The sequence below is a fragment of the Bordetella petrii genome (assembly GCF_017356245.1).
Classification (GTDB): Bacteria; Pseudomonadota; Gammaproteobacteria; order Burkholderiales; family Burkholderiaceae_B; genus Bordetella_A; species Bordetella_A petrii_D.
The window spans coordinates 364,408-384,051 of record NZ_JAFMZZ010000004.1 but is presented as its reverse complement, the minus strand read 5'-3'; the positions used below and the strand labels follow the sequence as shown (position 1 = coordinate 384,051).

The window sequence follows — 19,644 nt, the reverse complement described above, 5'->3', positions numbered from 1 at the left end:
CCAATACTAGCAGCGCGCCGCGCTTCGGGGGGCCTTCAAGCCATCAGCCCCGCCGCCAGGCCCGCGCCGATGATGGCCAGCACCGCGAGCGCCAGCCCGCTGTACAGGCGGTCGCGCTCGCGCAGGAACAGGGCCAGCATCAGCGCCACGCGCAGCACGGGCAGCGCAATGAACATGGCAATGCCGGCCTGCACCGCGGCCAGGCCCGCGGGTGGGGTTTGCCACAGCCATTGCGCCAGCAGGCCGATGCCGATCAGGGCCGAGGCAAACCACGTGCCGTAGTGCAGCAGCATGGCGATGCGCTGTTCGTGCCGCCGGGGGGCGGGCGCCGTCATATCAGGCTGCTCCAGTCCAGGCCGAACGCGCTGCCCAGCATCTGTATGGCCAGCACGGCCAGCACGGCCACAAAGAACAGCCGCAGTTTGTCGGCCGGCAGCCCCATAAGCAGGCGCGCGCCCAGCAGGGCGCCGGCCACCGATCCCAGCGCCACCGGCCCTGCAATGGCCGGGTCGATGGCGCCGCGCACGAAGTACGCGCCGGCGCTGGCCGCCGCCGTCACGCCTATCATGAAGTTGGACGTGGCCGACGAGACTTTGATGGGCAGGCGCAGCGCGGTGTCCATGGCGGGAATCTTCAGCACGCCGCTGCCGATGCCCAACAGGGCCGAGATCAGGCCGGCCCCGACCATCAGCGACAGGCCCATCGGCACGCGGCTGACCTGGTACGCGATTTCGCGGCCCGAGCTGTGGTCGGGGTAGCTGGCGTGCAGGCGCAGTCGGGTGGCCAGCCGGTCGGCGACGGCGCCCACGGGATCGTGGCGGCGAGCCAGCATTTGCCGGGCAGACAGGGCCAGCACCGCGGCAAACAGCCCGTACAAAAACGCCACCGGCACAATGCCGATCAGGAATACGCCGATCAGGGCCCCCAGCGTGGTGGCCACTTCCAGCACCAGCGCCAGGCGGATGTTGGTAAGGCGATGCTTCAGGAATGGGGCGGCACTGCCGCACGAACAGGCGATGACCGACACCAGGCTGGCGGCGATGGCCGTGTGGATGTCGACGCCTGCCCACAATGTGAGGGCCGGCACGATGAAGATGCCGCTGGCCATGCCCAGCACGCCGCCCAGCGCGCTGGCGCCGAACGCGGCAAGGCACAGGCCCAGTGAATATAAAGGGTCCATCAGCCGCGCCGTGTCTTGGCCGAGCGCGCCAGGCGCGTCACGAAGCGGATCAGGTCGCCCCGGTAGTACAGCCGTTCGTAGTCGACCGGCCGGCTGTCCAGCGAATACGACGTACGTTCGATGCGAAACACCGGGCTGCCCGCTGCAATCGACAGCGCTTGCGCGACGTGCGCATCGCAGGCGGTCGCTTCCAGCTGGTATTCGGCCTCGATCAGCGGCAATCCGTATTTTTCTTCCAGCAGCGTGAAGATGGGCTCGGTGCGCAGATCGTGCTTGACCACTTTGCGGCCGATATCAAAGGGCAGGTAGGTTTCGTCGAATGAGACCGGCACGCCGTCGGCCAGCCGCACGCGTTCCAGGCGGTACACCCGCGTGCCGGCGGACAGCGCCAGCCGCGCGGCCACTTCTTTGTCGGCCGCGGCCACCCGCTTGTCCAGCACGCGCGCCGTGGGCATGCGGCCCAGCGCCTGCATGTCTTCGACAAAGCCGCTCAGTTCGGTGAGTTCCTGGCGGATTTTGGGTAAAGCCACATACGTGCCCCGGCCGCGATGGATTTCCAGCAGCCCGCGGCCGACCAGCCCTTCGACGGCTTTGCGCACGGTGATGCGGCTGACGCCGAAACGCGTGGCCAGCGCGGCTTCGGGCGGCAGTTGGTCGCCCGGCGCCAGGGCGCCCGAGGTGATCTCGGCGGCTAGCGTCTGTTCGACCTGGGCGTACAGGGGCAGGGAACTGGCAGGGGCTGTCGGCATGGGCGCATTTTGTCATCATGACATCATGATGTCTATAGAGGCCCGGCGCCGTGGGGCAAGATTATTTTTCCTCATGCATACGTGAGATATCGTCGCTGTATCAAACCGCGGGCGGCTCCTACCATTTTGCAAAACCACAGGAGACACCATGCTATTTCTCGTCATCAGCACGCCCCGGCCCGAACGGCCTTCCACGTTGATCGATTCGCGCAGCCGCTACTGGGACTGGATGCGGCCGCTGCTGCAGTCGGGCCAGGCCAGGTCCGTATACGCGCGCGCCGGGCGCGGCGCGGTGGCCTTGTTCGATGTCGACTCCAACCTGACCCTGCATCGCTACATGAACGAATGGGCCGACATCATTCCAGCGCATTTCGACGTGTACCCGCTGCTGGATGAAGATTCGGCCAAGGCATTCCTGGCCACCCAGGCCGGAGAACCGGCATGAACTCCGGCCGCCGGGCCTGGCTGCGGCAGGCGGGCCGGCTGGCGCTGGCCGCCGGGGCCGCCGCCTGTACGCCGGCCGCGCACGCCGAAGACGCGTTTCCAGACAAGCCAGTGCGCATGATCGTGGCCTTTCCCGCCGGCGGCGGCACCGACATCGTGGCGCGCCTGATTGCCGAACGGCTGACGGCGCTGTGGGGCCAGCAGGTCATCGTCGACAACCGCGGCGGCGCGGGCGGCGTGATCGGCACGGAGATCGCCGCGCGCTCGGCGCCCGACGGCTACACCATTTTCATGGCCACGCTGGGCAATATGTCGATCAACCCGCACCTGTACAAGATGGATGTCGATCCGTCGCGGGACCTGGCGCCCATTTCGAATGTGGTCGATGTGAACTTCGTACTGGTCGCGAATCCGAAATTGCCGGTACACAACGTGAAAGAGCTGATCGCGCTGGCGAAGCAGAAGCCGGGGCAGATCAATTATTCGTCGTCGGGTGTGGGCGGCGCGCCCCACCTGGCGGGCGAATTGTTCAACGACATGGCCGGGGTGAAGCTGGCGCACATTCCGTACAAGGGCAGCGGCCCCAGCTTTACCGACCTGATCGGCGGGCAGGTGTCGCTGACGTTCGACAGCCTGGTGCAGGCGCTGCCCTACATCCAGAGCGGCAAGCTGCGCGCCCTGGCCGTGCTGGCCAGCCAGCGTTCGCCGCTGCTGCCCCAGGTGCCCACCCTGGCCGAGGCGGGGGTGCCCGGCTACAGCTTCACCAACTGGTTCGGGCTGCTTGCGCCGGCCGGCACGCCCGCCAAGCGCATCGGCAAGCTCAACGCGGCCGTACGCCAGGTATTGCAAGAGCCCGCGGTGCGCGAGCGGCTGAGCGCCATGGGCGCCGTGCCGGCGGGCACCACGCCCGAGGCGTTCGGCCGGCTTATCCGCGACGAGCGGGCCAAGTGGGGCAAGATCATCCAGGAACGAGGGATACGGGCACAGTAGCGCGCGCCAGCAGCCATTTGCGGAAGCACACCACCTTGCCATCGTCGGCGCGCGCTGCGGGGCACACCAGGTGGTAGCCGCGCCGGCGTCGCAGCACCAGCGGGTGCGGCGCCACCAGCCGGCCCTGGGCCAGGTCTTTTTCCAGGTAGCGCAGCTGGCCCAGCGCCACGCCCAGGCCCTCGGCGGCGCATTGATAAATCACACTGAGGTCTTCGTAATACATGTCTCCCACCGCCAGGCCCCGCGAGGCGCCCGCCAGCCGGATCCAGTCGGGCCAGTGTTGCGGGCGCCGGTTCGAATGCAGCAGGGGCAGCTCGAGCAGCGCCGCGGTGGTACAGGGGCGCGGCAGGCGCGCGGCCAGTTCGGGGGCCATGACCGGCGTCAGCTCGTCGCTGAACAGCAGGTCGTTGCGCAGGCCCTCCCAGGGGCCGTCGCCGTACACGATGCCCACGTCGGCGTTGTCGCGTTTGAAGTCCACGCCTTCCACGCTGGCGGCCAGCCGCACGTTGATATCGGGATGGTCGGACTGGAAGGCCGGCAGCAGCGGGATCAGCCAGCGCAGGAACAGCGTGGTATGGCCGCGCACCGTCAGCACCTGCTTGGCGCCGGTCGAGACCAGGTCTTGCGTGGCGCGCACGATCTGCGCAAAAGCGCCGCTGAGCGCGGCGGCATACAGTTCGCCGCCGCGCGTCAGCTGCAGCTGGCGCGCGCGCCGTTCAAACAGGCTGAAGCCCAGCCACGCTTCCAGCGCCTTGATCTGGTGGCTGACCGCGCCCTGGGTGATATGCAGTTCCTGCGCGGCGCGCGTAAAGCTCAAGTGGCGGGCGGCGCTTTCGAATACGCGCAGCGGGTTCAAGGGCGGCAGTTGCGGATTCATGCGCGGGCCTCCGCGGCGCGGCGGCGTGCCGCGCGGCGCGACTTATTCTTCAAAGATTAGTTTTTATTATGCCTGACGAGGAGTTTGCAGGTGAATATGCGATACAGCACTGAATTTCCTTCGCTGCGAGGCCAGGTCGGCGAGGCCGAGTGGCAGGCGCGCAAAGACCTGGCGGCTTGCTACCGGCTGATGGACCGCTACGGCATGACCGACATGATCTACAACCACATCACGGCGCAGATTCCGGGCAAGCCCGACCGCCTGCTCATCAATCTGTACGGCCTGCTGTACAAAGAGATCACCGCGTCCAGCCTGGTCGAGATCGACTACGACGGCAACATCCGCCACAAGCCCGATACCGATTACGGCATCAATAAGTCGGGCTATGTCATCCATGGCTGCATTCACCGCGCGCGCGCCGATGTGCATTGCGTGATCCATACGCATACCCGCGCGGGCATGGCGGTGTCGGCCATGCGCCAGGGGCTGCTGCCCATTACGCAGACGGCGTCGCGCTTTCATGGCCACGTCGCCTACCACGCGTTCGAGGGGCCGGCCGTCGACCTGGCCGAACAGGAACGCCTGGTGGCGGACCTGGGCCCGCACAATGCGATGATTCTGCGCAATCACGGCCTGCTGGTGTGCGGCGCGTCGATCGCGCAGGCTTTCAACCTGATGTACCAGCTGGAAATGGCCTGCCGCACGCAGGTCGACGCCATGGCGGCGGGCATTGATCAGGTGCTGCTGCCCGACGAGGCCGTGCTGCAGCGTTCGGCCCACCTGTACCAGCCCGGCACGCGCCGGCCCTATGGCGAACTGGAATGGCACGCCATGCTGCGCCTGCTGGATGCCGAACCGGGCGGCTATCCGCCGTATGCCAGTTGATTGCCCTTCGACCGCCTACCGGAGACCGCCTTCATGCCTTTCGATATTCCCGCGGGCGCGTGCGACTGCCACGTGCACGTGTTCGGCCCCGCCCGGCAGTACCCGTACGACCCGGCGCGCACCTACACCCCGGCCGACGCGCCCCTGGCTGAGCTGTCGGCCCTGCATCGCGAGCTGGGCATCGCGCGCACCGTCATCGTGCAGCCCAGCCCTTATGGCGCCGACAACCGCTGCCTGCTGGACGCGCTGGCGCGGCTGGACGGCGCCGGGCGCGGCGTGGCCGTGATCGACGACAGCACCACCGACGCGGCGCTGGCCGCCATGCAGCAGGCCGGCGTGCGCGGCGTGCGGGTCAACCTGGAAACCGCCGGCGAGCACGACCCGGCGGTGGCGCGGCGCAAGCTGCAGCGCGCCGCCGAGCGCGTGGCGCCGCTGGGCTGGCATGTGCAAACCTATACCAACCTGGCCACCTTCGCGGCGCTGGCCGACAGCCTGCCCGGCCTGCCGGCCACGCTGGTGGTCGATCATTTCGGCCGCGCGCAGGCCGGGCTGGGCCTGGCGCAGCCCGGCCTGGACCGCCTGCTGGATGCGGTGGCCGCCGGCCGCGTGTATGTGAAGCTGTCGGCCCCGTACCGCATCTCGCGCGAGCCCGACTACGCCGACGCGGCGCCGCTGGCGCGCGCGCTGATCGATGCCAACCCCGACCGCATGCTGTGGGGGTCCGACTGGCCGCACCCCGGCTCGGCGGCCGGCGGTCCGCTGTCGATCGATGGCATTACCCCGTTCCGCCAGGAAGACAACCGCCGCGCGCTGGCCCGCTGCCTGGAATGGGCCGGCAGCCCCGAGCGCGCCCGCAAGATACTGGCGGACAACCCGGCGCGGCTGTACGGCTTCGGCTGATGCGGCCGGCCGCGATCCACAACGATATCCACCATACGGAGAGAGACTCATGACCATGCGCTTACTTGCGCTGGCGGCGCTGGCCGCCGGCGCGGCCTGTGCCGCCGGCCCGCGGCCGGCCGCCGCAGCCTATCCCGAAAAACCCATACGCGTCGTGGTGCCCCTGGCGCCGGGCGGCACCGTGGACCTGGTGTCGCGGCTGATCGCCAAGGGCCTGTCCGAAGAGCTGAAGCAGTCCGTCATTGTCGAGAACAAGCCGGGCGCCAGCGGGCTGATCGGCACCCGCGACGTGGCGCACGCCGAACCCGACGGCTATACGCTGCTGGCGGTGGCCAATACCTTTGTCTCGGCGCCGGCTTTCGTGCCCAACGCCGGCTACGACCCGCTGAAAGACTTCGCGCCCGTTACCCAGACCTGCCAGATTCCCATGGTGCTGGTGGCGCATCCGGCCGTGCCGCAGCACACGGTGAAGGCGCTGATCGAGCGCGCACGCGCGCAGCCGGGCGAGGTGTCGTTCGCGTCATCGGGCATCGGTTCCACGGGCTATATTGCCGCCGAGCTGTTCAGCCGGCAGGCGGGCATCGAGATGCTGGGCGTGGCCTACAAGGGCAACGGCCAGGCGCTGACCGACGTGGTGGGCGGGCAGGTAATGACTATGTTCGACCAGGTCAGCACGTCCAGCCCGTACATCAAGAGCGGCAAGCTGCGCGCGCTGGCGGTAACCACGGCCACGCGCTCGGTGCTGCTGCCCGATGTGCCCACCATCGCGGAATCGGGCCTGCCGGGTTATGAAGATGTGACGTTCAATGCGATTCTGGCGCCGGCCGGCACGCCCGCGCCGATTGTGGCGCAACTGCACCAGGCAATCGGCAGGGTGCTGGCGCAGCCCGCGTTGCGCGAACAATTGGCAGGGCAGGGGATAGAGGTGAAAGTCAGCGGCAGCCCGCAGGCGTTCGGCGACTATTTGAAGCAGGCGGCGCAGAAATACCGCGGCATTGCGCAGGGCCGCCCCGCGGGAACGTAAGGCCATGCGGGCCGGCGGGGCGCACGGGGGCGCGCCGCCGGCGGGGCTTTAGTCTTGCCGGTCGGTGACTTCGACCAGGTGGTAGCCGAACTGGGTTTTCACCGGGCCTTGCACCACGTTGACCGGCGCGCTGAACACGACGGTGTCGAATTCTTTGACCATCTGGCCGGGGCCGAACGTGCCCAGGTTGCCGCCGTCGCGGCCCGAGGGGCAGCTGGAGTTTTCACGCGCCACCTGGGCGAAGTCGGCGCCGCCTTCGATGGCGGCCTTGAGCTCGTTGCACTTTGCTTCGGTGGAAACCAGGATGTGGCGTGCGGTAGCTTGGGCCATGGAATGACTCCTTTCTTGAATGCAAAACGCCATATTGCACTAGTCTGGGGTTTCAGTAAAACGCGGTATTTGGGTCGGCCGGGTGTCTGACACCTGCGGAGTCAGACACCTGCGCGATTGGCGCGAAATGCCTTGCTACCAGCGGTAAGAGGTTGTCAGGGTGACCAGCCGGCCGGGGCCGTAGGCGCAGGCGCCCCATGACCAGCACTGCGAGAAATAGGCCTTGTCGGTCAGGTTGCTGGCGTTGAGGGCGACGCGCCAGCTGCGGTTTTCCCAGGCCAGCATGGCGTCCAGCAAGGTTACCGAAGGGGTTCGGGGCACGTCGGCGACGTCGCCGGATTCGTCCACGAAGCTGCTGGCATAGTGCACGCCCGCGCCGACGGTGAAGCCGTCGATGTTGCCCAGCGAGAATTTATAGGTGCTCCAGAGGGCGGCCTGGCGCTTGGGTACGCCGGTCAGTTCCTTGTCGACGTTCAGGTAGGTGAAGCTGGCGTTGATGTCCAGCCGCGGAGTAATGGAGCCTACCCATTCCAGTTCCAGGCCGGTGTTGCGGGTTTTGCCGCGCTGCGAAACCTGCGTTTCGGAAACTTCCACCGTGCGGTTGACTTCGCGCAGTTCGAATACGGCGGCCGATGCGCGCCAGTCTTGCGCGGGCGGCTCATACTTGACGCCGGCTTCCCATTGTTTGCCGCGCAGGGGCCTCAGCCGCTGGCCATAGCTGGTATTGGCCTGGGGCAGGAACGACTCGGCGTAGCTGATGTACGGCAGCAGTCCGGGCACGATCTCGTACATCAGGCCGAAGCGCATGGAATCGGCCCGGTCGTTGCGGTCGTCGGCGCCGTCTTCCCAGTTCTTGGCCTCGTCGTGCCGCCAGCCGGCCAGCAGAATCCAGTTGCGCCAGCGCATTTCGTCCTGGATATAGACCCCCAGCTGCTTGATGCCGTTGGTTGCGATGGGCTCGCGGGGCGGGGGCTGGTAGCCCACCTGGTAAATGGGGTTGTAGACGTCGATCGGGTCCAGGCCGGTGTAGTCGTCGACGCCCGAGCCCGAATCTCGGTAGCGCAGGAAGTCCACGCCCACCAGCATCTGGTGCGCCACTGAGCCGGTCGAGAATTTGCCCACCAGGTTCTGGTCGGTTGCCAGGATCTGCGTGTGGTGCTTCCAGAAATAGGCCGCACGGTCCAGCATGCGCTGATCCGCGTCCAGATATGGCGCGTACACGTCGAAGGCGCCGTAGTCGGTCTTGTTGTCCGTCCAGCGCGTGCTTTGCCGGAACGTCCAGTTTTCGCCAAGCTCCTGGCGGAACGACCAGCCCGCCTGCATGCTGTCGGCGTCGAAGCGGTCGTAGCCCGGCTGGCCCACGAAGGTATGCCGCGAGATGCGGCCGTTGGGGTTGGGCAGAATGGTGCCTTCCCAGGGCAGGGTGCTGCCCGAATCGCCGCTGGCCCGGTCTTTTTGCCATTTCAGCCGCAGGGTCAGCTCAGTTCTGGCGCTGGGCGCCCAGGTCAGCGACGGGGCGATCAGCTGGCGGTCGTCCTGGCCGTAGTCGACCTGCGTTCCGCTTTCGCGGCCCAGGGCCACCAGCCGGTACAGCCAGGTGCCGTCTTCGGTCAGCGGGCCGGTCAGGTCCGCCTGCAGCTGGCGCGCATCGTGGTTGCCCACTTGCACGCCGATTTCATGCTGCGCCTCGGCCTGGGGCAGCTTGCTGACGTTGTTGATCAGCCCGCCCGTGCCGCCCTGGCCATACAGCATGGATGACGGCCCGCGCAGCACTTCCATGCGTTCCATCAGGTAAGGCTCGACGCGCGGGGTGCTGGTCCAGAAGTTCACCCGGTCTTTCAGGCCGTCCAAGAAGATGTCCTCGATTTCCACGCCGCGCGCCTGGGCTGTGTCCATGCGCGTGCTGGCCCCGTAGATGGAAGTGCGCACGCCCGCGCTGTAGGTCAGCGCCTGGTCCAGCGTGTTGGAAGCCGTGTCGCGGATCTGGTTGGCGGTGACCACCGAGATCGACTGCGGGGTTTCCACGATGGGGGTGTCGGTTTTCGTGGCGGTGGCGCTGCGCTGCGCCATGTAACCCATCACCGGGCCGGTGGCGAATTCGGACTGGCCCGTAACGGTGACGGCCGGCAGTTCGCTGACGCTGGCCGGCGGCAGCGGCTTGAGCACGTAGCGCCGGTTTGTATCGGGAACCGCTTGCAGGCCGGTGCCGGCCAATACGCGGGCCAGGCCCTGCGCGACTGTGTAATTGCCCTGCAGGCCGGGGCTGTTTTTGCCGTTGGCAAGTTCGATCGAGCCGGCCAGGTAAATGCCCGCTTCGCTGGCGAAGCGCGTCAGCACCGTGCGCAGGGGGCCGGCGGGGATGTCATAGCTGTGCTGCGCGGCGGCGGCCGGCGCCGGCGCCTGGGCCGCGCCGGCCTGGCCGGGCGCCATCCAGGCGCCGGCCGCGATGGCCACGGACGCTGCCGCTGTCCGCACCCATGCCGCCAGGGGCCGCGGCGCCAGCCCGGCCGGGCCAGACGGCGCGTGGCGCAGTGCTGGGGCTGGCTGCCCGGCGCGGGCCGGGGGCAGGGCATGCGATAAACGCCGGTACATGACGTATTCCTTTCAACGATGATGGTAAATAGCAGGCCAGCCGCCGGTGCGCGCGCGGCGCGCCGCCCGGCAATGCGACCCTCTCTATTCCCTAATCAATCGAGAAGGCAAAAAGCGGAACTGTTTTTGGAAAATTCATGTGGACGGCGCCTGCGCCGTGCGGGCGCTGACCGATATCCACCATGGCCAGGGCCGGCGCACCTGCAATGAAGCCGCTTCCGCCAGCATGGCCAGGGCGCCGTCTACGTCGCGCAGCGGAAACGTGCCGAACACGCGCCGTTGCGCGACATCGGGCGCCAGGCTGATGTGGGCCGCATGGTAGCGGCCCAGTTCGCCGATGACATCGGCCAGGGAAAGATCCCAGGCGATCAGTTCGCCGCGGGTCCAGGCTTCGCGCGCGGCGTCGGCGGGGGCGCCGGCGGCGATGCGGCCGGCATCGAACCAGGTCTGCCGGCCGGCCGGAACGACGCCGGCCGCGCCGGTATCGGCGGTGCGTATCTCCACCGCGCCTTCGTATACCGCCAGGAAAGTGCGGGCCGGTTCTCGCCGCACCGTGAAGCGCGTGCCCAGGGCGCGCATGCGGCCCTGCGGCGTGTCGATGACAAAAGGCCGGGCGTCGCCCTGGGCGGTGGACACCAGGATTTCCCCCGCGGCCAGGGTCAGCCTGCGCAGGCCGGCCCGCATGTCGGCGTTGAGCGCGCTGGCGGTATTCAGCCAGACCTGCGATCCGTCGGCCAGCGTGAAGCGGCGTATGTCGCCCGTGCCGGTGCGGTAATCCGCCGTCCAGGCGGCGATGGCCGCGGCCGCCGGCGATCCGGGCCGGGCCGCCCAGCCCAGGAACCCGGCGCCGGCCAGCGCGCCGATGCCCGCCAGCACCCGGCGGCGCGACCGCGCGCGCGCGTGCACGGCACCGACCTTGGCGGCCATCTGCCGCGGGTCGGGCGTGCTTTGCAGCGGCGCCAGCACGCGCTGGCTGACCGATTCGACGTATTGCCAGGCCTGTCGATGATGCGGGTGCGAAGCCAGCCAGGCCTGCCAGCGCGCCTGGTCGGCCGCACTGGCTTCGCCCGAAATCAGCAGCGCATACCATTGCGCCGCGTGCTCCATCACGGCGTGCGAAGGCCGGGCGTCGTCGCCAGGTGCGGCCGGAAATGCGGAATCGGCGGACATGGATCAGGGCCCGGCCATGTCACAGCGGCGGCGCATGCCGCAGCGCGGCGGCCGTCTGCACGGCCTGGGCCTGCATGCAGCGCAGCATGGCCTGGGCCACATACTTGCGCACCATGCGCGAGGACACACCCAGTTCGCCGGCCACGTCCGCCGCGGTCATGCCGCACACGGCCGACATCAGGAACGCCTGCGCCGCCTTGCCGGGCAGGCTGTGCAGCAGCTCGGCGATTTCCTGTAGGGCCTCGAGCACAATGGCCTGGCGTTCCGCCGACGGCGCGTACCCCTGCGGCTGGGCGGCCAGCGTGTCCAGCCAGGCTTGCTCGATTTCGCGGCGGCGCCACAGGTTGATGCACATGCCCTGCGCCATGGCGCGCAAATACGCCCGGGCCTCGAGCGGGCTGCCGAAGCCGCGCGAGGCCGGCTTCAAAATCAGGCGCAGGAACGCTTCATGCGCCAGATCCGCCGCATCGGCGGCGTTGCCCAGGCGCCGTTGCAGCCAGGCCCGCAGCCAGGCGTGATGATCCGCGTACAGCGTATCGATCGACGGCGAAGAAAGCAAAAGGGAAGGCGCGGCGTCCACGGTCGAACTCTCTTGGGGAGTCCTCAATAAAGAGGGTGCGCCTAGATGGTAATGGAAATAGTTCTTGTTTTGAAGTGTTGGCCGCCGCGGGCGGGCCAGTCTTTACCGGGGCGAGGCATGGCCGCCACACGGGTTTTCCCGTAGGCGGCAGCCGCTACACTGGCCGGATCAGCCACTGACCCTGCTGGAAGCACGCCATGAATGCCACCCCACTGATCGACCTGAAGCCGCTTGAAGCCGTGCTGCAGAAATTCGCCGACGAACGCGACTGGAACCAGTTCCACGCGCCCAAGAACCTGGCGATGGCGCTGACCGGCGAAGTGGGCGAGCTGGTCGAGATCTTCCAGTGGCTGACCGAAGCCGAATCCCGGCGCGTCGCGCAAGACCCCCGCACCGCGCGGGCCGTGCGCGACGAGCTGGCCGACGTCATGCTGTACCTGGTGCGCCTGGCCATGGAACTGGGCGTCGACATGAACGAAGCCATCATCCACAAGATCGAGGTGAACCGGCAGAAGTACCCAGTGGGCGACGCCCTGCCCAGGCACCTGCGCTAGGCGCAGCCGCCTTACAGGGTGGCCACCGGCGTCACCGGCGACCCCACCGCGCCCGGCAGGCGCAAGGGCGGCGCGGTCAGGAAGAACCGGCTGCGCCCCTGCGCCGCCAGCGCGGCGGCCAGGTCCGACAAATACCACAGCTCGCCCAGCGGCACGCCCAGCTTGAACAGGCACAGTTCATGAATGGGCATGAACGCGCCCTGTATGCCCAGCGGCCCCTGCGGCGGACGGCGCTCTACCGCGTAGTTGTCGGCCACCAGCGCGGCGATCTGGCTGTCGCGGATCCAGTCGCGCAGGCGTTCGTCGCGGCCGTCCAGCACGCTGCAGGCGCCGTGCAGCACGTGCGGGTCGGGCTGGCGTTGCATGGACAGCAGCACGTCGGCAAAGCCTGTGTGCAGGCACAGGATGTCGCCCGGCTCGACCGCGATCCGGTCGGCCCGCAGCACCTGCATCAGGTCGTCGTAGCCGACTTCGCGGCGCTCGTCGCCGAAGTGCTTGCGCAGGTTCACCAGCACGCCGCGGCCCTGGATGGGCGTGGCGGCGAAATTGTCGATGCCCAGCCTGGCCGCGCGCACCGGCTGGTGCTCGCCTTCTTCGGCGGCGCGCGATGCGCCCTGGATGTGCTCGCCGCCGGCATAGCCGTTGTAGTACACCGGCACCGGCTCGCCCGTGCCGTGCACGTCGAACATCGAGCCCACGTGCGCGAAACTGTCCCACTGGGTGGAATACTGCGTGTACAGCACGACGTAGTCATCGCAGATCACGTCGGTAACGCCGGGGTGTTCGCAGCAGTGCGCCATGTTGTAGGCGAACTTGCCCTTGCGCGTGGTGGCGCGCAGCTGCGGCGGATACCGGAACGGGTTCAGCAGGTTGCCGCCCGGGTAGTCCAGCGGCAGGCTCAGGCAGAAGCGCTGCCCGCTGGTGATTTCCCGCGCGGCGGCGGCGACGCGTTCCGGGGTCAGCAGGTTCAGGCGCCCCAGCTGGTCGTCGGGCCCGAAGTCGCCCCAGTTCGACCCCGGCGGCCGGTGCTTCCATCGTTGTTGTCCGCGTTCGCCAGTCATGGCTGTCCTCCAGTGGTCTGCTGCTGCGGGATCATTGAACCTTGATATTGGCGTTGCGGATCACCGCGCCCCATTTCTCGGATTCGCTCTTGATGAAGGCGGCGAACTGCTCCGGCGTGTCACCGACGGTCAGCATGCCCTGGGTATCGAGCTTTTCGCGCACGGCGGGATCCTGCAGCGTCTTGACCAGCGCGGCGTGCAGCTTCTGCACCACTTCCGGCTTCATGTGGGCCGGCCCGATAATGCCCATCCAGCCCACGGCTTCGAAGTTATCGTAGCCCTGGCTGGCCAGCGGCTTGACCTGCGGCAGCGCCGGGATCGACGTGCGCGTAGTCACCGCCAGCGCGCGCAGGTCGCCGCGCTTGATGAAGGGCGTGACGGTGGGCGATGCCTCGAACAGCACGTCGATCTGCCCGCCGATCAGGTCGGTGATGGCGGCCGGACCACCCTTGTACGGCACGTGCAGCATCTGCACATGGGCGCGCTGCTTGAACATTTCCTGGGTCAGGTGGCTGGTCGAGCCGTTGCCCGGCGAGCCGAAGTTGAGCTTGTTGGGCTGGGCCTTGGCCGCCGCCACCAGGTCCTGCACCGACTTGATGTCCGACTTGGCCGACACCACCATGGTCTGGGCCACGGCCGCAACGTTCATGATGGCGGTGAAGTCCTTCACCGGATCGTAGTTGGTGTTCTTGAACAGGTGCGGGGCGATGCCCAGCGGGCCGCTGGAACTCATGCCCAACGTGTAGCCGTCGGGCGCGGCGCGCGCCACCAGGCCCGTGCCCAGCGTGCCGCCGGCGCCCGGCTTGTTCTCGACGATGATGGGCTGGCCCAGCACCTTCGACAGCCCGTCGCTGATCACGCGCGCCAGCAAATCCACCGACTGGCCGGCCGGGTAAGGCACCAGCATGGTGATGGGCTTGTCGGGGTAGTCCTGGGCCGCCATCGCGGGCTGCGCCAGCGGGCCCAGCAGGCAGGCAAGCGCGGCTGCTTTCAGCATTTTCTTGGTATGACGCATAGGTTTGTCTCCGTAGTTCGCCAGTTCCCGCCGGCGGATTGTTTATGGGTACTGCCTGGGGGCGCATGCGCGCCGCGTTCGCGGCGTCATGCGCCGGTGTCGTGTTCGGCGGCCGCCCCGCTTGCAAACGCGGCATCGATCTCTTGCGGCGACAGGCCCAGTTCGGCCAGCACCGCGCGGCTGTGCTCGCCCAGGCCGGGCGCGCCATAGGGCCGCGTGCCCTCGGGGTGCTCGCCAAACTTGATCAGGTTGGCGACGCCCTTGTAGGCGCCGGCCTTGCAGTGGCGCATGTCCATGATGAACCCCTGCGCGGCGACCTGCGGATCGTCGAACATGTCTTCCACCTTGCGCACCGCCGCGCACGGTACCGCTACCCCGAAGGTCTCTTCCCATTCCAGCGCCGTGCGGGCGGCCAGGCCCTGGCGGATCATGGGAATCAGCTCGTCGGCGTGGGCCGCGCGCTTCTTCACCGAGTCGTAGCGTTCGTTGCCGGCCAGCCCGGGCATGCCGATCAGCGTGCACAGCGATTTCCAGAAGTGCGCGGTATTGGCAGAAAGGTACAGGTGGCCTTCTTTGGTGGGATGGATGCCGGTGATGCCGCCCGACCGCATGTCGCGATTGATGTCGCGCGGCTCGTCCCGCTGCATGACCAGGCGCGCCGACTGCATGGCCAGCGCGCTGCCCAGCAGCGAGACCGACACTTCCTGGCCGCGGCCCGTGCGCTCGCGCTGGTACAGCGCCGCCGTGATGCCGTTGGACACCATGGCGGCGGCGTAGTAGTCCACCACCGATCCATACACGATCTCGGGGCCGCCCTGGCCCATGCCTTGCGCCGCGCAGATGCCGGTGCGCGCCTGCAGCACCTGGTCGTAGCCCGCGTTGTCGGCCAGCGGGCCGCTTTGCCCGTAGCCGGTCATGGCGCAATACACCAGGCGCGGGTTCACCGCGCTGAGCGCCGCGTAGTCGATGCCCAGGCGCGCCGGCACCGAGGGCCGGAAATTGTGCAGCAGCACGTCGGCCTGCCGCGCCAGGCGCCGCAGTATTTCCTGGCCGGCGGGCTGCTTCAGGTCCAGGCAGACGCCGCGCTTGCCGCGGTTCACGCCCAGGAAGGCGCGGCTTTCGGCGGCCAGGGTAGAAGGATATTTGCGCAGGTTGTCGCCGTCGGGCGGCTCGATCTTGATGACTTCGGCGCCCAGGTCGGCCAGCAGCGCGCCGCCATACGGCCCGGCAATATAGGCGCTGAGGTCGATGACTTTGATGCCGGCCAGCGGGGCCGAGCCGGCGGGTGCGGATGGCTGGCTCATGTCAGTTCCCCGCCGCCGGCTGCCCGGCCCGCGCCAGGACCAGCCGCGCGCGCTGCACGAAGGGGGCGTCGATCATCTTGCCGTCCAGCAGATAGGCGCCGTTCGCGCCATTGCGCGCCTCGGCGTCCAGAATCTTGCGCGCCCACGCCAGTTCCTGCTCGGTGGGGCTGAATACTTCGTTGGCCAGGGCGATCTGGCCGGGGTGGATGCAGGTCTTGCCCAGAAAGCCCACGCGCCGCGCCAGCAGGGCTTCTTCGCGATAGCCCTGCGCGTTCGCGACATCGGCATAGGCGGAATCGAGCACCACGCGGCCCGAGGCGGCCGCCGCCATGCGCAGCGCGAACATGACGGCATGCACATTGGGGGCGTCGTAACGGGCGATGTCCAGCGGCTCGAACAAGTCGCCCAGGCCCAACTGCAGGCCCCATACCCGCGGGTGCGCGCCGGCGATCTGCGCCGCGTTCAGCAGGGCCGCCGGCGATTCGATATTGGCCAGCACTTTCACGGGCGCCTGGTCCGCGCCGCGCACCGTCGGCTCGATCTGTTCCAGCTGTGCAATGCCGGCCAGCAGGCCGTCGCGCGATTCGATCTTGGGGATATTGACGATGTCGATGCCGGCCCGGCAGGCCACGCGCAGGTCATCCAGGAAATGGCCGGTGTCCATGGCGTTGACCCGCACGATCAGAGTCTTGCCCGCCCGGGCCGCCGCGGGCTGATCCAGCAGCAGGCCCAGTTGCTCGCGCGCATAGGCCTTGCGGTCGGGCAGCACGGCGTCTTCCAGGTCGAAGCTGATAGCGTCGGCCGCGCTATTGAGCGCCTTGGTGAACAGTTCCGGCCGGGACGCCGGTACGAACAGCTTGCTTCTCATGCGGTCTCCTTGTTGCAGCGATTATGGAGACGCCGGGCCTCGCGCGGCTGTGTTTAATCTAGCTTCAGAAGATATAAAATCTACGATGTGAACACCCATTTCCTGCACACGCTGCTGGCCATCCATCGTTACGGCTCGATGGCCGAGGCCGCCCGCCGCCTGAACATCACGCACGGCGCCGTGGCGCAGCAGATCCGTGCCCTGGAGGCGCACGTCAACGCACCCCTGGTGGCGCGCTCGGGCAAAACGGTGCATCTGACCGAAGCCGCCCACCGCATTCTCGATACATCGCAGAAAATATTGGACGATGTCGATTCACTGGCGACCCTGGCGCACACCCGCGAAATACGCGGCGAACTGCGCCTGGGCACCGGCAATACCTCGCTGAACAGCACCGTGCCGAACATCCTGGCCACGCTGGCCAGGCGCTACCCGCACCTGCATGTCTTCATCCGGGCCGGCCTGTCCACCGAGTTCTACGCCAGCGTCGAAAGCGGCGAACTGGATGTGGCCATCGCCCTGGAAGCGCCGTTCGAACTGCCCAAGAAACTGGTGTGGCGCCTGCTGCGCGAAGAGCATTTTTCGCTGCTGGCATCGGCCGGCCATCAGGGGCGCAGCGCGCAAGACCTGCTCAACAGCGAAGACTTCATCCGCTACGAAGCCGGCAGCTGGATCGGCAACCTGATCGACCAGTACCTGAAGAAGTCGGGCATCGCCACGCGCGACCGCTACGAACTGGCCTCGACCGAATCCATCGCCCTGATGGTCAACAAGGGGCTGGGCGTGGCCATCGTGCCCAATGCCTGGAACCTGTGGAAACAGGGCTTGAACGTCATCAGCCTGCCCTTGCCCGTGCCCTGCCAGCCGCGCCGCTTCGGCCTGATCTGGGCCCGCTCGTGCCCGCGCATGCAATTGGTTGAGGCGTTCGTGAAGGCTGCCGAGCAGGAATACCGGGGGTAAGAGCGACGCCGTATGAGGACTTACCCGTATTTGCTTCGCAATGGTGCGCCCGCATTCCGTGCAGCAATCTCACAGAGCAGTTGCTTACGGCTTCAGTAAGCTCTTGTTATCAATCATAAAACTGGCGTTCTGCCCCCTCGCCGCGCCGCGAGTGTAAACAATCATTCCTTAAAGGAATAAGAACTTAAGCGTTTAATTCCCTTTTGAGTTGTCCGGGTTTTTTGCATGATCGCTGCTCCTGGAGTACGAGCCCATGCAGAATCCATCGCCATTTACCCTTAATTCCGCCCCGCCGGTGCTTAGCGCCGAACTGGCTGCCGCGCTGCAGCCCATTGTGACCCCGCACCTGAGCGACAACCTGCACCGCCAGCGCGGCGTGGTCGGGCTGGCCCGCTACAACCGGCGCGGCAAGCTGGTGGGCAGCGCACTGACGGTCAAGACGCGGCCGGGCGACAACCTGTTCATCTACAAGGCCATGACCCTGGTCCAGCCCGGCCACGTGCTGGTGGTGGATGCCGGCGGCGACCTGACCAATGCCTGCGTGGGCGAGATCATGAAGCGCTACCTGCAGCAGCGTGGCTGCGCGGGCCTGATCGTGGACGGCGCCATCCGCGACGTTGCCGCCTTCGAGAACGACGATTTTCCCTGCTATGCGCGCGGCCATGTGCACCGCGGCCCGTACAAAGACGGCCCGGGCGAGGTCAACGTGCCTGTCAACATCGGCGGCCAGGTCATCCAGCCCGGCGACGTGATCGTGGCCGACGAGGACGGCATCGTGTCGTTCCCGGTGGCCGTGGCCGATACCCTGGTGCAAAAGGCGCGCGAGCACGCCGCCAAGGAAGAACGCATCATGGCCGAGATCGCCGCGGGCGCTGAGCGCCAGAGCTGGCTGCACCCCGTACTGGAAGCGAAGAACCTGCTGTAGACCGTCATGACCGCAACCCTTACGCAACAAGACCCGGCCGCATTCCTGGCCCGGCGCATGAGCGCCATCAAGCCTTCGCCCAGCATGGCGGCCAAGCGCAAAGTCGACAACCTGCGCGCCGAAGGCAAGACCATCATCGATTTCACCATAGGCGAGCCCGATGTCCGCACGCCCGCGCACATTGCCCAGGCCGGCATCGCGGCGATCGAAAGCGGGGCGGTGAAGTACACCTCGTCGTCCGGCATCCGCGAACTGCTGGTGGCCGTGCAGCAGAAATTCAGCCGCGAGAACGGCCTGTCGTTCTCGCTGGACCAGCTGGTGGTGGGCACCGGCGCCAAGCAGCTGATCTTCTCGGCGCTGCAGGCCACGCTGGACGCCGGCGACGAAGTCATCATTCCGACGCCGTACTGGGTCTCGTACCCCGACATGGTGCTGCTCAACGACGGCAAGCCGGTCATCGTGCCCACCGTCGAGGCCCAGGGCTTCAAGCTGACGCCCCAGGCGCTGGAAGCCGCCATCACGCCGCGCACCAAGTGGCTGCTGCTCAATGCGCCCAATAATCCTTCCGGCGCCATCTACACCGAAGCCGAGCTGGCGGCGCTGCTGGCCGTGCTGGAGCGGCATCCGCACGTGCTGCTGATGGTCGACGAGATCTACGAGCACTTTTGCTACGATGGCCGCTATGTGTCGCCGCTGGCCGTCAGCCCCGGCCTGGCACCGCGCGTGCTGCTGGTCAACGGCGTGTCCAAGGCCTATGCCATGACCGGCTGGCGCGTCGGCTACGCGGCCGGCCCCGCCTGGATGGCCCGGGCGATCTCGACGCTGATATCGCAATCGACGTCGTGCGCCAGCCAGATCTGCCAGATGGCGGCGGCCACCGCGCTGTCGGCCGACCAGCAATGCGTGGCCGACATCATCGCCTTGTACAAAGAGCGCCGCGACATCATCGTGGGCCTGCTCAACGGCATCGAATCGATGTCGTGCCCGATGCCGGCAGGCGCGTTCTATGTGTTTCCCAACATCCAGGGCTTCATCGGCAAGCGCACCCCCGACGGCAAGACCATCGGGAACGACCTGGATTTCGTGCATTACCTGCTGGACGCCGCCGGCGTCGCCGTCCTGGACGGCACCGCCTATGGCAACCCCGGCTACATGCGCATGAGTTTCGCCACCGACCTGGAAACGATCCGGGCCGGCTGCGAAAAGCTGTCCTGGGCGTGCAGCCAACTTAAATAA

At 67.5% G+C, this 19,644-nt stretch carries 21 protein-coding genes; 9 read left to right on the top strand and 12 right to left on the bottom strand.

Annotated features, from left to right (window positions below):
* Nucleotides 1-35: 35 nt before the first annotated feature.
* From J2P76_RS19965 to J2P76_RS19955, 3 genes are read right to left on the bottom strand one after another with little or no spacing between them, the layout of a single operon-like run.
* Nucleotides 36-335 carry a DUF1634 domain-containing protein gene (locus J2P76_RS19965; RefSeq protein ID WP_207409593.1) on the bottom strand — a complete coding sequence of 100 codons (300 nt, stop codon included), beginning with the start codon at nt 333-335 and terminating at the stop codon, nt 36-38.
* Nucleotides 332-1,180 (bottom strand): sulfite exporter TauE/SafE family protein, encoded by an 849-nt coding sequence (locus J2P76_RS19960; RefSeq protein ID WP_207409592.1) that lies wholly within the window; start codon nt 1,178-1,180, stop codon nt 332-334. The genes J2P76_RS19965 and J2P76_RS19960 overlap by 4 nt, the downstream gene beginning before the upstream one ends.
* Nucleotides 1,180-1,929 carry a GntR family transcriptional regulator gene (locus tag J2P76_RS19955; RefSeq protein ID WP_207409591.1) on the bottom strand — a complete coding sequence of 250 codons (750 nt, stop codon included), beginning with the start codon at nt 1,927-1,929 and terminating at the stop codon, nt 1,180-1,182. Before J2P76_RS19955 ends, J2P76_RS19960 begins: the two co-directional genes overlap by 1 nt.
* 148 nt (nt 1,930-2,077) lie before the next feature.
* On the opposite strand from J2P76_RS19955, the gene J2P76_RS19950 reads away from it, so the two are divergent.
* The gene (locus J2P76_RS19950; protein ID WP_207409590.1) at nt 2,078-2,374 is read left to right on the top strand and encodes a DUF3303 domain-containing protein; all 297 of its coding nucleotides are present in this window, start codon (nt 2,078-2,080) and stop codon (nt 2,372-2,374) included.
* The gene (locus tag J2P76_RS19945) at nt 2,371-3,363 is read left to right on the top strand and encodes a Bug family tripartite tricarboxylate transporter substrate binding protein (RefSeq protein WP_207409589.1); all 993 of its coding nucleotides are present in this window, start codon (nt 2,371-2,373) and stop codon (nt 3,361-3,363) included. Before J2P76_RS19950 ends, J2P76_RS19945 begins: the two co-directional genes overlap by 4 nt.
* Here J2P76_RS19945 and gcvA read toward each other — a convergent pair.
* Nucleotides 3,332-4,240, bottom strand: a complete 909-nt coding sequence (gene gcvA, locus J2P76_RS19940; protein WP_207409588.1) for a transcriptional regulator GcvA — start codon at nt 4,238-4,240, stop codon at nt 3,332-3,334. The genes J2P76_RS19945 and gcvA overlap by 32 nt on opposite strands.
* 96 nt (nt 4,241-4,336) lie before the next feature.
* Here gcvA and J2P76_RS19935 point away from each other — a divergent pair, with 96 nt between their 5' ends.
* From J2P76_RS19935 to J2P76_RS19925, 3 genes are read left to right on the top strand one after another with little or no spacing between them, the layout of a single operon-like run.
* A complete protein-coding gene (locus tag J2P76_RS19935) occupies nt 4,337-5,125 on the top strand; it encodes a class II aldolase/adducin family protein (RefSeq protein ID WP_207409587.1) in 789 nt (262 codons plus the stop codon).
* 33 nt (nt 5,126-5,158) lie between these two features.
* Nucleotides 5,159-6,025 (top strand): amidohydrolase family protein, encoded by an 867-nt coding sequence (locus J2P76_RS19930; RefSeq protein WP_242697625.1) that lies wholly within the window; start codon nt 5,159-5,161, stop codon nt 6,023-6,025.
* Nucleotides 6,026-6,074: 49 nt separating this feature from the next.
* Nucleotides 6,075-7,049, top strand: coding sequence for a tripartite tricarboxylate transporter substrate binding protein (locus tag J2P76_RS19925; protein ID WP_207409586.1), 975 nt, complete (start codon nt 6,075-6,077; stop codon nt 7,047-7,049).
* A gap of 48 nt (nt 7,050-7,097) precedes the next feature.
* On the opposite strand, the gene J2P76_RS19920 is transcribed toward J2P76_RS19925, so the two are convergent.
* From J2P76_RS19920 to J2P76_RS19905, 4 genes are all read right to left on the bottom strand, one after another.
* Nucleotides 7,098-7,379, bottom strand: a complete 282-nt coding sequence (locus J2P76_RS19920; protein ID WP_207409585.1) for a peptidylprolyl isomerase — start codon at nt 7,377-7,379, stop codon at nt 7,098-7,100.
* A 135-nt stretch (nt 7,380-7,514) separates the two neighbouring features.
* Nucleotides 7,515-9,833 carry a TonB-dependent siderophore receptor gene (locus J2P76_RS19915; RefSeq protein WP_207409584.1) on the bottom strand — a complete coding sequence of 773 codons (2,319 nt, stop codon included), beginning with the start codon at nt 9,831-9,833 and terminating at the stop codon, nt 7,515-7,517.
* Between the two features lie 273 nt (nt 9,834-10,106).
* Complete coding sequence (locus tag J2P76_RS19910) at nt 10,107-11,141, bottom strand: FecR domain-containing protein (protein WP_207409583.1); 1,035 nt, start codon at nt 11,139-11,141, stop codon at nt 10,107-10,109.
* 19 nt (nt 11,142-11,160) lie between these two features.
* Nucleotides 11,161-11,721: a sigma-70 family RNA polymerase sigma factor gene (locus tag J2P76_RS19905; protein WP_207409582.1), complete on the bottom strand. Its 561-nt coding sequence runs from the start codon at nt 11,719-11,721 to the stop codon at nt 11,161-11,163.
* Between the two features lie 197 nt (nt 11,722-11,918).
* Here J2P76_RS19905 and J2P76_RS19900 point away from each other — a divergent pair, with 197 nt between their 5' ends.
* On the top strand, nt 11,919-12,275 hold the full coding sequence (locus J2P76_RS19900; RefSeq protein WP_207409581.1) for a nucleotide pyrophosphohydrolase: 357 nt from the start codon (nt 11,919-11,921) through the stop codon (nt 12,273-12,275).
* Between the two features lie 11 nt (nt 12,276-12,286).
* Here J2P76_RS19900 and J2P76_RS19895 read toward each other — a convergent pair whose 3' ends face one another.
* The 4 genes from J2P76_RS19895 to J2P76_RS19880 form a co-directional block, all read right to left on the bottom strand.
* A complete protein-coding gene (locus tag J2P76_RS19895; protein WP_207409580.1) occupies nt 12,287-13,336 on the bottom strand; it encodes a cyclase family protein in 1,050 nt (349 codons plus the stop codon).
* 31 nt (nt 13,337-13,367) lie between these two features.
* Entirely contained in the window at nt 13,368-14,351 is a 984-nt protein-coding gene (locus J2P76_RS19890; protein ID WP_207409579.1) for a Bug family tripartite tricarboxylate transporter substrate binding protein, read from the bottom strand.
* A gap of 86 nt (nt 14,352-14,437) precedes the next feature.
* Nucleotides 14,438-15,655 (bottom strand): CaiB/BaiF CoA transferase family protein, encoded by a 1,218-nt coding sequence (locus J2P76_RS19885; RefSeq protein WP_207409578.1) that lies wholly within the window; start codon nt 15,653-15,655, stop codon nt 14,438-14,440.
* Nucleotide 15,656: 1 nt separating this feature from the next.
* On the bottom strand, nt 15,657-16,523 hold the full coding sequence (locus tag J2P76_RS19880; RefSeq protein ID WP_207409577.1) for an HpcH/HpaI aldolase/citrate lyase family protein: 867 nt from the start codon (nt 16,521-16,523) through the stop codon (nt 15,657-15,659).
* An 87-nt stretch (nt 16,524-16,610) separates the two neighbouring features.
* Between J2P76_RS19880 and J2P76_RS19875 the strand changes: the two genes are divergently transcribed.
* From J2P76_RS19875 to J2P76_RS19865, 3 genes are all read left to right on the top strand, one after another.
* Complete coding sequence (locus J2P76_RS19875) at nt 16,611-17,483, top strand: LysR substrate-binding domain-containing protein (protein WP_207409576.1); 873 nt, start codon at nt 16,611-16,613, stop codon at nt 17,481-17,483.
* A gap of 253 nt (nt 17,484-17,736) precedes the next feature.
* Nucleotides 17,737-18,408, top strand: a complete 672-nt coding sequence (locus J2P76_RS19870) for an RraA family protein (protein WP_207409575.1) — start codon at nt 17,737-17,739, stop codon at nt 18,406-18,408.
* Between the two features lie 6 nt (nt 18,409-18,414).
* Entirely contained in the window at nt 18,415-19,644 is a 1,230-nt protein-coding gene (locus tag J2P76_RS19865) for an aminotransferase class I/II-fold pyridoxal phosphate-dependent enzyme (protein WP_207409574.1), read from the top strand.